Origin of the sequence: Sphingomonas sp. (assembly GCF_036677245.1) — a bacterium.
Classification (GTDB): domain Bacteria; phylum Pseudomonadota; class Alphaproteobacteria; order Sphingomonadales; family Sphingomonadaceae; genus Allosphingosinicella.
Genome location: NZ_JAKFCG010000080.1, coordinates 1 through 12106, shown reverse-complemented (window position 1 = coordinate 12106; position 12106 = coordinate 1). Strand labels below are relative to the sequence as shown.

Annotated in this window: 13 protein-coding genes and 1 pseudogene; 9 read left to right on the top strand and 5 right to left on the bottom strand. The window is 66.1% G+C overall.

Annotated features, from left to right (window positions below):
* Window positions 1-196: 196 nt before the first annotated feature.
* Together dprA and plsY are read right to left on the bottom strand one after the other, a co-directional pair.
* Window positions 197-1294 carry a DNA-processing protein DprA gene (dprA, locus tag V6M48_RS09255; RefSeq protein ID WP_332812268.1) on the bottom strand — a complete coding sequence of 366 codons (1098 nt, stop codon included), beginning with the start codon at window positions 1292-1294 and terminating at the stop codon, window positions 197-199.
* Window positions 1287-1841: a glycerol-3-phosphate 1-O-acyltransferase PlsY gene (gene plsY, locus V6M48_RS09250; protein WP_332812267.1), complete on the bottom strand. Its 555-nt coding sequence runs from the start codon at window positions 1839-1841 to the stop codon at window positions 1287-1289. Before plsY ends, dprA begins: the two co-directional genes overlap by 8 nt.
* 207 nt (window positions 1842-2048) lie before the next feature.
* On the opposite strand from plsY, the gene murI reads away from it, so the two are divergent.
* From murI to V6M48_RS09215, 7 genes are all read left to right on the top strand, one after another.
* On the top strand, window positions 2049-2843 hold the full coding sequence (murI, locus tag V6M48_RS09245) for a glutamate racemase (protein ID WP_332812266.1): 795 nt from the start codon (window positions 2049-2051) through the stop codon (window positions 2841-2843).
* Between the two features lie 137 nt (window positions 2844-2980).
* Complete coding sequence (gene hemA, locus V6M48_RS09240) at window positions 2981-4195, top strand: 5-aminolevulinate synthase (RefSeq protein WP_332812250.1); 1215 nt, start codon at window positions 2981-2983, stop codon at window positions 4193-4195.
* Between the two features lie 114 nt (window positions 4196-4309).
* On the top strand, window positions 4310-4768 hold the full coding sequence (gene rpiB / locus V6M48_RS09235; protein WP_332812249.1) for a ribose 5-phosphate isomerase B: 459 nt from the start codon (window positions 4310-4312) through the stop codon (window positions 4766-4768).
* The gene (gene glyA / locus V6M48_RS09230; protein ID WP_332812248.1) at window positions 4765-6081 is read left to right on the top strand and encodes a serine hydroxymethyltransferase; all 1317 of its coding nucleotides are present in this window, start codon (window positions 4765-4767) and stop codon (window positions 6079-6081) included. Before rpiB ends, glyA begins: the two co-directional genes overlap by 4 nt.
* Before the next feature lie 6 nt (window positions 6082-6087).
* Window positions 6088-6549, top strand: a complete 462-nt coding sequence (gene nrdR / locus V6M48_RS09225) for a transcriptional regulator NrdR (protein ID WP_332812247.1) — start codon at window positions 6088-6090, stop codon at window positions 6547-6549.
* Window positions 6546-7259: an RNA methyltransferase gene (locus V6M48_RS09220; protein ID WP_332812246.1), complete on the top strand. Its 714-nt coding sequence runs from the start codon at window positions 6546-6548 to the stop codon at window positions 7257-7259. Before nrdR ends, V6M48_RS09220 begins: the two co-directional genes overlap by 4 nt.
* Before the next feature lie 108 nt (window positions 7260-7367).
* Entirely contained in the window at window positions 7368-7601 is a 234-nt protein-coding gene (locus V6M48_RS09215) for a hypothetical protein (protein WP_332812245.1), read from the top strand.
* Window positions 7602-7629: 28 nt separating this feature from the next.
* On the opposite strand, the gene V6M48_RS09210 is transcribed toward V6M48_RS09215, so the two are convergent.
* Window positions 7630-7959: a chorismate mutase gene (locus V6M48_RS09210; protein ID WP_332812244.1), complete on the bottom strand. Its 330-nt coding sequence runs from the start codon at window positions 7957-7959 to the stop codon at window positions 7630-7632.
* A 202-nt stretch (window positions 7960-8161) separates the two neighbouring features.
* On the opposite strand from V6M48_RS09210, the gene rpsD reads away from it, so the two are divergent.
* The gene (gene rpsD, locus V6M48_RS09205; RefSeq protein WP_332812243.1) at window positions 8162-8776 is read left to right on the top strand and encodes a 30S ribosomal protein S4; all 615 of its coding nucleotides are present in this window, start codon (window positions 8162-8164) and stop codon (window positions 8774-8776) included.
* 93 nt (window positions 8777-8869) lie between these two features.
* On the opposite strand, the gene V6M48_RS09200 is transcribed toward rpsD, so the two are convergent.
* Both V6M48_RS09200 and V6M48_RS09195 read right to left on the bottom strand, forming a co-directional pair.
* Complete coding sequence (locus V6M48_RS09200) at window positions 8870-10171, bottom strand: NTP/NDP exchange transporter (RefSeq protein WP_332812242.1); 1302 nt, start codon at window positions 10169-10171, stop codon at window positions 8870-8872.
* 13 nt (window positions 10172-10184) lie between these two features.
* Window positions 10185-11159 (bottom strand): aldo/keto reductase, encoded by a 975-nt coding sequence (locus tag V6M48_RS09195; RefSeq protein ID WP_332812241.1) that lies wholly within the window; start codon window positions 11157-11159, stop codon window positions 10185-10187.
* Between the two features lie 185 nt (window positions 11160-11344).
* On the opposite strand from V6M48_RS09195, the pseudogene V6M48_RS09190 reads away from it, so the two are divergent.
* Window positions 11345-12106, top strand: a pseudogene (locus tag V6M48_RS09190) (peptidase M28); the annotation flags it as partial.

The following is a 12106-nucleotide window of genomic DNA, read 5'->3' as shown; positions in this document are numbered from 1 at the left end:
CTTATTCTCTGGAAATCCGCCTCACACGTACGCGAGGGTGGAAAGTCGGAAGGCGCCCCGTCAAGCCGGCACCGCAAAAAAGGATGTGGACGAATGCGCTGGCGCGTCGTCCCGATCTTCGCCTTCGCGGCAAGCGCATATTCGATTCCGCATTGCTGCTTGCGAAAAGCCGGTACCCACCTTTTCGCGCAATGCTCTAGCCTAAAAGGCTCACCTTCGCTCCCGCATGCCGCTCGAGCCGCCCGGCGAGCTCGAGCTCGAGCAGGATGGTCTGGACGATCGCCGCCGAAAGCGCCGCCTGGCGGATGATCTCGTCGACCGGAACCGGAGTCTGGTTGAGCAAGGCGATCACGGTCGAGCGCTCGCCGTCGCTCGTGTCGACCGGCGGCTCCGCCCCGGCGAAGGGCGCCGTCGGCTGCGCGACGCGAACCTCGAACGGCCGAATGGCCTCGAGCACATCGGCGGCATTCTGGATCAGGATCGCGCCGTCGCGGATCAGCTGGTTGCAGCCTTGCGCCCGCGGATCGAGCGGCGACCCTGGCACCGCCATCACGTCGCGGCCGAACTCGCCGGCATTGCGCGCAGTGATCAGCGATCCCGACTTGAGCGCCGCCTCGACCACGACGGTGCCGTGCGCGAGGCCGGCGATGATGCGGTTGCGGGTCGGGAAATGGCGGGCATGCGGCTCGATCCCCGGCGGCTGCTCCGCCAGCAGCAGGCCGCGTTCGCCGATCGCGCGTTGCCGCGCCTCATTCTCCGGCGGGTAGAAGATGTCGATGCCGCCGGCGATCACCGCGATCGTCCCGCTTTCGAGCGCGCCGTCGTGCGCGGCGGTGTCGATGCCGCGCGCCAGGCCCGAGACGATCACCGCGCCGGCCGCGCCGAGATCGTGCGCGAGCTGGCGCGCGAAGCGGCATCCGGCCGCGGACGCGTTGCGGGCGCCGACCAATGCAATCGCCGGCCGCTCGAGCAAGGCGAGCTCGCCCTTGGCGATCAGCACCGGCGGTGCGCCTTCGCTCTGCGCCAGCAACGGCGGGTAAAGTCCCTGCCCGAGGAAGAGGTGGCGCGCCCCGAGCTTTGCGACCGCGGCGATCTCCTGCTCGGCTGTGACCCGCGTCGCCAGTCTAGGCGTGCGCCCTCCGCCGCGCGCCGCGAGCTCGGGAAGGGCCTCGAGCGCGGCGGCCGCCGAGCCGAAGCGCGCGAGCAGCTGGAGATAGGTGATCGGACCGACATGGTCGGAGCGGATCAACCTCAGCCGGGCAATCCGGTCCTCGCTTTGCGCCCCCTCATTCATCGCTGCCGCGGCCGACACGCGGCTCGTTTCCGGCGAGCAGCCGTTCGATGTTGCCGCGATGCTGCCAGAAGACGAGCAAGGCGAAACCGAGGAACAGCAAGGCGAGGTCGAATCGCCCGAGCGCGGCCGAGCAGACCGGAGTGGCAAGCGCCGCTGTCATTCCGGCGACCGAGGAATAGCGTGTGAGCGCCAGGGTCGAAAGCCAGATCACCGCATATGCGACCGCTGCCGGCCATTGCAGCGCCGCAATGATGCCAAGGAAGGTGGCGACGCCCTTGCCGCCCTTGAAGCGCAGCCAGAATGGATAGAGGTGGCCGAGCAGCGCTCCGGCGGCGGCGAGATCCTCCTGGCCCGGCGCCAACCGCTGCACCAGCAGCACCGCGCCTGCGCCTTTGGCGCCGTCGAGCAGCAAGGTCGCGGCGGCGAGCCCTTTGCGTCCGGTCCGCAGCACGTTGGTCGCGCCGATATTGCCGGACCCGATCGCGCGAAGATCGCCCACACCGAACAGGCGCGTCAGAACGAGGCCGAACGGGATCGAGCCGAGCATATAGCCCAGCAGAAGCGAAAGCAGCGGCTCTGCGTAAATCTCGATGGCCACGTCCCCCCAAGCCACCCTAACGCGTTGACGCGGGCGCGCAACGATCTCGATCAATATCCGGGCACCGCTTTTGCCGATGCAGCCGTGGCGGTGCAGCCCATCCGCGGCGGGCATTGTCTGGAGGCGGGTGCATGGTAAAGCGCGGCGGTGACACAGATGCGGCCGCTGCTGATCTTCGATTCCGGTGTCGGCGGCCTCTCCGTCCTCAAGCCGATCCGCGCGCTGCTCCCGACCGCGCCGATCGTCTATGTCGCCGACAGCGCCGGCTATCCCTATGGCGTCAAGAGCGCGGCCGAGATCGCGGCCCGCGTGCCCGCTTTGCTCGGGCGGCTGTCCGAGCGGCTTGACCCCGAGCTGATCGTCATCGCCTGCAACACCGCCTCGACGATCGCGCTCGATGCGGTGCGTGCCGCGCTCGACGTGCCGATCGTCGGCACGGTGCCGGCGATCAAGCCGGCGGCCGAACGCTCGCGCACCCGGGTGATCGGCGTGCTTGGGACCCAGGCGACGGTCGAACAGCCTTATGTCGACCGCCTTTCCAAGGAATTCGCCTCGGATTGCATCGTCATCCGCCACGGCTCGGCAGAGCTGGTCGAGATCGCCGAGGCCAAGCTTCGCGGCGAGGCCACGGAGCCGGCCGCTTATGCGCGGATCCTCGACGGCCTGTTTGCGCAGCCGGACGGCGAGCGCATCGACACGATCGTGCTGGCCTGCACCCATTTCCCTTTGGTCGAGGAGGAATTGGCCGCCGCCGCCCCGCGCCCGATCGCGTTCGTCGATGGCAAGGAAGGGATTGCGCGGCGCACCGCCTGGCTCACCCGCGACGTCACATGGCCGGACCAGCCGAGCGACGGCGTCGCCTTCTTCACCCGATGGACGCCCGAAATGGACAGCTATCGCCCGGGATTGGCGGCGTTCGGGCTGACCCGAGTGCAGAGGTTCGAACGCTAGACCCGCTTCGCCGATCGCAGAAATCGCAATAATCGTCCAAGCTGAAGGACGGTTTCATCCTTGTTACCGCCTTTTCCGGCTGGTATTTCAATCCCACATTCCATTATGGACGGCGCGCGGCGACGCGGGAGCGACGGGTGAACTACCAGAAGATATTTGCGCAGGCGATCGATCGGCTTCACGCCGAGGGACGCTATCGGGTGTTCATCGACATCCTGCGCAACAAGGGCAATTTCCCCGACGCACGCTGCTTTGCAGGCCATAATGGGCCGAAGCCGATCGTCGTCTGGTGCTCGAACGACTATCTCGCGATGGGCCAGCATCCTGACGTGATCGCGGCGATGGAAACCACCCTGCACGACGTCGGCGCGGGCTCGGGCGGCACGCGCAACATCGGCGGCAACACCCATTATCACGTCGAGCTCGAGGCCGAGCTTGCCGATCTGCACGGCAAGGAAGCAGCATTGCTGTTCACGTCCGGCTATATCTCGAACGAGGCGACGCTCTCGACCCTCGGCAAGATCCTGCCGGGCTGCGTGATCTTCTCGGACGAGCTCAATCACGCCTCGATGATCGCCGGCATCCGCACCTCCGGCTGCGAGAAGCGCGTCTTCCGCCACAACGATCTCGTCCACCTCGAGGAACTACTCGCGGCAACGCCGGCCGACGTGCCCAAGCTGATCGCGTTCGAAAGCGTCTATTCGATGGACGGCGACATCGCCCCGATCGGCGCGATCTGCGACCTCGCCGATAAATATAATGCGATCACCTATCTCGACGAGGTCCACGCCGTCGGCATGTACGGCAGCCACGGCGGCGGAATCTCCGAACGCGACGGCGTCGCCGAGCGCTTGACGATCATCGAAGGCACGCTGGGCAAGGCGTTTGGCGTGATGGGCGGCTATATCGCTGCCGACCGCAACATCATCGACGTCGTGCGCAGCTATGCGCCCGGCTTCATCTTCACGACCTCACTGTCGCCGGTGCTCGTCGCCGGCGCGCTCGCCAGCGTCCGTCACCTCAAGAAATCGTCGGAGGAGCGCGAGGCGCAGCAGGCCAATGCCGCGCGGCTCAAGGCGATCTTCGCCGACGCCGGCCTGCCGGTGATGCCCTCGACCACCCACATCGTGCCGCTGATGGTCGGCGATCCGGTCCGCGCCAAGAAGATCAGCGACATCCTGCTGGCCGAATATGGCGTCTACGTGCAGCCGATCAATTACCCGACCGTGCCGCGCGGCACCGAACGGCTTCGCTTCACCCCGGGCCCGTCGCACAGCGAAGAGATGATGCATGCGCTCGCCTCCGCGCTGGTCGAGATCTGGGACCGGATGGAGATGCGCCTCGCCGCCTGAGGCGGCGCCGACGGGGCAAGACCGTGCAATCCCTGGTGGCCCGAATCTTGGTAGCAGGGCGACGTCCGATCCACTAGAGACGGTGCATCAACGCAGTGCTGGAGACTGAGACGGATGGCCGACCGTATCGCCATCGCTTCCGATCATGCCGCTATCGAGATGAAGGCCCAGCTCGCCGAGCATTTGCGCGCGGCCGGTCACGACGTCCTCGATCTCGGCCCGGCGAGTGCTGATTCGGTCGACTATCCCGACTTCGGCTACAAGCTGGCCGAGGCGATCTCGTCGGGCGCGGCGACAAAAGGCGTTGCCTTGTGCGGATCGGGCATCGGCATCTCGATCGCGGTCAACCGCCATCCTGCCTGCCGCTGCGCGCTCGTCTCCGATGGTCTCGCTGCGCGGCTGGCGCGCGAGCATAATGACGCGAACGTCATCGCGATGGGCGCGCGCCTGATCGGCATCGAGACCGCCAGGGACTGCCTCGACCAATTCCTGTCCGCCGATTTCGGCGGCGGCCGCCACCAGCGGCGCATCGACAAGCTTTCCAATCCCGCCTTCGCGAAGGAATCCGCATGAGCACCAGGCCTGCCAACGATCTCGGCGACGTCCAGCCCGACGGCTTCTTCACTCGGAAGCTCGCCGACGCGGACAGCGCCGTGGCCGAGGCGATCGCCGCCGAGCTCGACCGCGAGCAGAACCAGATCGAGCTGATCGCATCCGAGAACATCGTTTCGAAAGCGGTGCTCGAGGCGCAGGGGTCGGTGCTCACCAACAAATATGCCGAGGGCTATCCGGGCCGCCGTTATTATCAGGGCTGCGCGCCCTCGGACGCGGTCGAAAGCCTCGCGATCGATCGTGCCAAGCAATTGTTCGGCTGCGGCTTCGTCAACGTCCAGCCGCACAGCGGCGCGCAGGCCAATGGCGCGGTGATGCTGGCGCTGACGACGCCCGGCGACACGATCATGGGCCTCTCGCTCGACGCCGGCGGCCATCTCACCCACGGTGCCAAGGCGGCGCTGTCCGGCAAATGGTACAATGCCGTCCAATATGGCGTCCGTCCGGACGATCATCGCATCGATTTCGACCAGGTCGAGCGCCTCGCGAAAGAGCATCGTCCGCGCCTGATTATCACCGGCGGCTCGGCCTATCCGCGCCACATCGACTTCGCCCGCTTCCGGGCGATCGCGGACGAGGTCGGCGCCTTGTTCATGGTCGACATGGCTCATTTCGCCGGGCTCGTCGCGGCGGGTGAGCACCCCTCCCCGTTCGCGCATGCGCATGTCGTCACCACGACCACGCACAAGACCCTGCGCGGGCCGCGCGGCGGCATGGTGCTGACCGATGACGAGGCGATCGCCAAGAAGATCAATTCGGCGGTGTTTCCGGGCCTCCAGGGCGGGCCGCTGATGCACGTCATCGCGGCGAAGGCGGTCGCGTTCGGCGAAGCGCTGCAGCCCTCGTTTAAGACCTATGCGCGGGCGGTCATCGAGAATGCCAAGGTGCTCGCCGGCCAGCTCAAGGAGCGCGGCGCGGACCTGGTGGCGGGCGGCACCGACACGCATCTCGCCCTGGTCGACCTGCGGCCGATCGGCATCACCGGCAAGGACGCGGACGAGGCGCTCGAGCGCGCCGGCATCACCTGCAACAAGAATGGCGTTCCGTTCGATCCGCTGCCCCCGGTCAAGACCAGCGGCATCCGCGTCGGCTCGCCCGCCGGCACGACGCGCGGCTTCGGCGTGCAGGAGTTCCGCGACATCGGCGACTGGATCTCGGACGTGCTCGAAGGCCTCGCCAAGAACGGCGAGGACGGCAACCGAGCGGTCGAGGCCGAGGTCAAAGGCAAGGTCCGCGAGCTCTGCCGCCGCTTCCCCATCTACCCGCAATCGTAGGCCAAGATGCGCTGCCCCTTCTGCGGCCATGAGGACAGCCAGGTAAAGGACAGCCGGCCGGCCGAGGACGGCTCGGCGATCCGCCGCCGCCGGCAATGCGAGGATTGCGGCGCGCGCTTCACCACCTTCGAGCGCGCGCAGCTCCGCGAGCTGACCGTGATCAAATCGGAAAATCGGCGCGAGCCGTTCGATCGCGGCAAGCTCGAGCGCTCGCTTGCGATCGCCTTGCGCAAGCGCCCGGTGCCGCAGGAGCGCATCGACAAATTGCTCTCGTCGATCCAGCGCCAGCTCGAGACCAGCGGCGACAGCGAGATCGCGTCGAGCGCGATCGGCGAGGCGGTGATGGAAGGCCTCAAGGCGATCGACAGCGTCGCCTACATCCGCTTTGCCTCGGTCTATAAGGATTTCCGCGAAGCGCGCGATTTCGAGCATTTCGCGGGCACGGTCAGCGGAGCTGCTCCCGAGTGACGCCTCCGGCCATCGTGCTGGTTCGTCCCCAGCTCGGCGAGAATATCGGCAAGAGCGCGCGCGCGATGCTCAACTTCGGGCTGACCGACCTGCGCCTCGTCGCGCCGCGCGACGGCTGGCCCAATCCCTCGGCGCTGCCCGCCGCCTCGGGCGCCGATGCGGTGATCGAAGGCGCGCGCGTGTTCGCGACGGTGGCAGAGGCGGTGGCCGACTGCCCCCATGTCTATGCCACGACGGTGCGCAAGCGCGGGCTGGTGATCCCGGTGCTCTCTCCCGAAGAGACGGCGCGCCAGATCCACGAGCGCCCAGAGCCCTCCGCGATCCTGTTCGGCGCCGAGCGCGCGGGCCTCGAGACCGAGGAGGCGGCGATCGCGACCGCCATCGTCACCGTCGCGGTCAACCCGGCTTTCCGTTCGCTCAACCTCGCGCAGGCGGTGATCCTGGTCGCCTATGAATGGTCGAAGCTCGCGCCGCTCGCGGTGCCGACGCAGAGCGACGAGGAGCCGCGCGCGACGCAGGAGCAGCTCGAGGGCCTGATCGGCCAGATGGACGAGGCGCTCGCCAAGGCCGGCTATTATTTCCCGCCGGACCGGGTGCCGGCGACGCGCAACACGATGCGCACCATCCTCAGCAAGGCCGCCTGGTCCAACCGCGAGATCCAGGCGCTGCGCGGCATGATCCGCTCGCTGGTGGAGCCAAGGCAGCGCTGATCGAGCGGGGAAACCCGGGCGAGTGCCGGAATCGCTGCCTTTGCAATGAGTTGACCGCATCTCCAATTCGCCGCACTTTGCCCCGCACAACAAGATAAGGAGCGGATGATGAGTCTGACGATGCTCGCTTTGCTGCTGGGTTCAGCCGCGGCGCCCGTCCAGGAAGCGGATCCTAAGGCGGCCGCGAAGGAGAAGATCGTCTGCGTCGATCAGGGCGAAACCGGCTCCCGCCTCAACAAAAAGCGCGTCTGCCAGACGGTTTCGCAATGGGAACAACAGCGCAAGGATGCGCGCGACATGCTCGACCGCGCGCACCGGTCGCAGACCAACGCCGGCGATTGACCGCCGGCCGGCGGCGACGAGACCAAGGCTATTCGGCCAGAGCCTTGGCGCGGGCCGATGCGTCGAAACGCCCCAGCTCGTAAGCGATCGAGGCTTCAACGAGCATCTCGTAGAGCGCGGCGATCTCCGGGTCGGGCGCCTGCGTGACCTTCGCCGCTGCACGCGCATTGGCGATCACTTCGGCCTTGCGCGCCTCGTCGCGCACCTCCACCCGCTCGCGCTTGATCCGCGCGGCGGCATCCATGTAGCGGAAGCGCTCCGCGAGCAAGGCGACGATCCGGCGGTCGAGCGCGTCGACCCCCGCGCGCACCTCGGGCATGGTGAGACAGTCTTCGGGCGCGGCGGGATAAGAGCTCATGCGCGCTCCTTAGCGGCGGCTACACTCCTGTCGAGGTTGACTTATCCGCATTCAGCCGCCATGTGCCCGGCTTCGCAATTGGCTCCGCACCCCTGGTGAAGCGGATGCCGCGCCGGAAGTCTTGTTCCGGCGGTGCGGGCCCAGGGATTGAAGAGCCGGTGGCGATTGCAGCTGCCGCTCCCAACGCGAATTGGAGACTGACATGTCGAAGCGCAGCAGCGCCAAGTATAAGCTCGACCGCCGCATGGGCGAGAATATCTTCGGACGCCCGAAGAGCCCCGTCAACAAGCGCGAATACGGCCCCGGCCAGCACGGCCAGCGCCGCAAGGGCAAGGTGTCCGACTTCGGCATTCAGCTGCGCGCCAAGCAGAAGCTCAAGGGCTATTACGGCGACGTCACCGAAAAGCAGTTCAAGCGCACCTTCATGGAAGCGAGCCGGATGAAGGGCGACGCTTCACAGAACCTGATCGGCCTGCTCGAGCGCCGCCTCGACATGGTCGTCTATCGCGCCAAGTTCGCACCGACCATCTGGGCTGCGCGCCAGATCGTCAATCACGGCCATATCCGCGTCAACGGCGTCAAGTGCAACATCGCCTCGCGCCGCATCGACGTCGGCGACGAGATCAGCCTGGGCAGCAAGGCGCAGGAGATGGCGCTGGTGCTCGAGGCGCAGGGCCTCGCCGAACGCGACATCCCCGATTATGTCGCCCCCGACGGCACCGCCAAGATCACCTTCACGCGGGTCCCCAAGCTCGACGAGGTCCCCTATCCGGTCAAGATGGAGCCGAACCTGGTCGTCGAATTCTATTCGCGCTGATCGGCCTCAATTCCACCTCGAAAGGGCAGCCCGCAACGGCTGCCCTTTTTCGTTGGCGGCAGCGCCGTCGCTAGACCTGCTACCTGTCTATCCTCAGTAGGCACTCTGGGACGCGTGAACGCCGTCTCTGGCGGTTCGCAGATCATGGCGTCGGCCGATCAAATAGCCCGTCGCGGCCCAGATCGCCGCCAGCGCCGCGCCGGCGATCGCCACCGCACCCGTGGTCGCGATCGCGACGATAAAGGTATAGGTCCAGCCTGCGATGGCATCCCCGCCCCGGTAGACGAAGGTGTCGATCGCGTTCTTGGCCTTGTACTTGGTCTCCACCGCGACTGGGGTGAAAAGCATCTCCCGCCCGGGCCGCACCAGCGCATATTCCCCGACCCGGCGCACGATCATCACGGCTGCAAGAACGGGAAAGGTCGCCGCCACAGCCAACAGGCTGAAGCCCAGCATCATCACGACGGGCACTGCAACGAGCAGCACGGTTACGCCCAGCCGCCTGGCAAGAACACCGGTCAAGAAGATCTGGATCAAGATGGTGAGCGATTGAACCACCACGTCGATCGAGGCGAATGTTTGGATCTGTGAGGCGCGGTCGGGAAAGGTCGCTTCCACGATGCGTGCCTGCTCGAAATAGAGGAAGGTGCTGGCGGTGGTCAGCAGCAGGACAAAGGCGGAGATCGCCAGCAAGTAGCGCGATCGGGCGATGAGGGTGAAGCCGGCCCAGATCGAACCCCCGATCCGTTCCGGAGACGGAGCGGAAGCCTGCCGGCCGCTGCGATCATGCCAGGCAAACAAATGCCGTACGCACAGCAGGGTCGAAAGCAGGAGGCCGGCGGAAAGGAACAATAGGCCCGCCTCGCCGATCGGTGCGATCAGGAAGCCGGCGAGCAGCGGCCCCGCGAGCCCGCCCAAGCTCGCGCCGGCGGCGATCCGACCGAACAAGCGGTGGGCCTGTTCGGGATCGAAGACATCCGCCATCAGACTCCAGGCGACCGAGATGACAAACAGGTTCATCACCGACAGCCAGATGTAGAAGGCGCGCGCGACCCAGACATTGCCTGGATCGATTGCCAGGCTCGTCGCAAATCCTGCCAGGATCAGGGCTGAGAATGTGTAGAGGATCGGCAGCAGACGGCGGCGGGGCATGCGTGCCGCGACCCACCCGTAGAGCGGCACGACCACCAAGGTCGCTACGAACGTCCCGGTGAACAACCATTGCAGATTGTCGACGCCGCCCGCGATACCGAACGCCTCCCGCACCGGCCGAAGCATGAAATAAGAGGCGAAAAGCAGGAAGAACAAAATGAACCCACTGGCCACGGCCGGGATCTCGTGGCGCTCAGCGGCAATCAGGCCACGATTGTCTCCAGCCTTTTTGCGGACAACCATCCCGCGCCCCGGATCAGGCGAACATCGCGCGGAGTTCCGATTGCTGTCGCGCGTCGAGAAGCGGCCCCACCCCAGCTCTGAGGTTGTCAGCCTGCCGTTCGGGCTTGCCGGTCGCCGGAATCACGGCCGTGACTGCCGAATGGCTGATCGCGAATTTCAGGAACATCTGGGCCCAGGAGGTGACGCCAATCTCTGCCGCCCACGCCGGCAAGGCTCTGTTTTGCGCAGCGGTGAAGAGGCGTCCATCCTCGAACGCACGATTGACCAGCACCGCAACACCAAGTTCTTGCGCGACTGGAAAGACCGTGTCTGCGGCACGCGGCGATTGAACGGAGTAGTTGATCTGCACGAAGTCCGGTCGTTCCGCGCGCAACACACGGGCGACTTCGGCTTGGGCGCTGTCGAGATAATGGGTGATCCCGATATAGCGGGTCAGTCCGCGCGCCTTGAGTTCGCGTGCGTAGCCGAGCGCTTGATCGAGATTGCGCAAATTGTGGACCTGGAGCAGCTCGACACGCTCCACCCTTAGCCGGCGGAGCGAGTCCGCCCATTGATGCTCGAGCGCGGCCCGGTCGTCCGCCGCCAGCTTGGTTGCCAGGAAAGTCTGATCTCGCCAACCGCCGCCTGCAAGGAGCGCTCCCACGACGTCCTCGGCATTGCTGTAATTGGGCGAGGTATCGATGACGCTGCCACCCCCTTCGAAAAACACTCGAAGGACCGTCTCGAGGCTCTTATATTCCGCCGAAGTCAGCGGAACCTCGTAACTGCCCGACGTTCCGACGCCAATGACCGGCAAGGCCTGTCCCGTAGACGGAATCTTGCGCGTCAGCATCTTGCCGGCCACTCGTTCGGCGCCGGAGGATTTCTTGGGCGGCGGTTGGGGCGACGGTTCCTGAGCACAGGCTGCCAGGCGGGGAAAGGCGAGACCCGCCCCGACCAGGCCGATGGTGGACAAAAATTCGCGGCGACCAGTCATGATGGCTCCCATCGACGGTTCCAGCCACTGTAGCGCGCCGCGGCACGCGAATACAGTCTCTGAAGCCGCATCCCATCTGTTAAGTCGCATCGCCCGGCGCGCTTATCGGTTATGGAGCAGTCACTTACGCTGGCCAGCTTGAGTTGCCTCCATCTGGGTGCCATGGGGGCCGCACCCCCGGCACGAGGCAGAATGCCATGAAAACCATCGCTTTCCCCTTCCTGCTGCTGGCCGCCGCCTGCGTGCCGGCAAGCGATTCCCCGCCCGTAACTTCGGCGAGCACAAGCGCGCCCGCCGCCACCGCCGCGCCGCAGATCTCGGTCGATATTCTCAAGACGGTGACTCAGCAGCTCTCGTCCGACGAGTTCGAAGGCCGCGCCCCGACCACCGCCGGCGAGCAGAAGACGATCGCGCTGATCGCCGACCGCTTCCGCGCCGCCGGGCTGCAGCCGGGCAACAAGGGAAGCTGGTTCCAGCAGGTCGGGCTGGTCGAGACCAACGCGACGCCGACGGCGCTGCGGATCAGCGGCGGCAAGGCACCGCTCAGCTTCGGCTATCGCACCGACATGGTCGCCAACAGCTACCAGGTGCAGCCGCGCATCGATCTCAAGGACAGCGACATCGTCTTCGTCGGCTATGGCATCAACGCGCCCGAGCGCGGCTGGAACGATTATGCCGGGGTCGACGTCAAGGGCAAGACGGTGGTGATCCTGATCAACGATCCCGATTACCAGACCCAGGGCCTGCAAGGTCCGTTCGAGGGCCGGGCGATGACCTATTACGGCCGCTGGACGTACAAATATGAGGAAGCCGCGCGCCAGGGCGCTGCCGCCGCGTTCATCGTCCACGACACCGAGCCGGCGGCCTATGGCTGGAACGTCGTCCAATCCTCCTGGACCGGCGCGCAATATAATATGGACGATCCGGCCAACCATATGGACCAGTCCAAGGTGATCGGG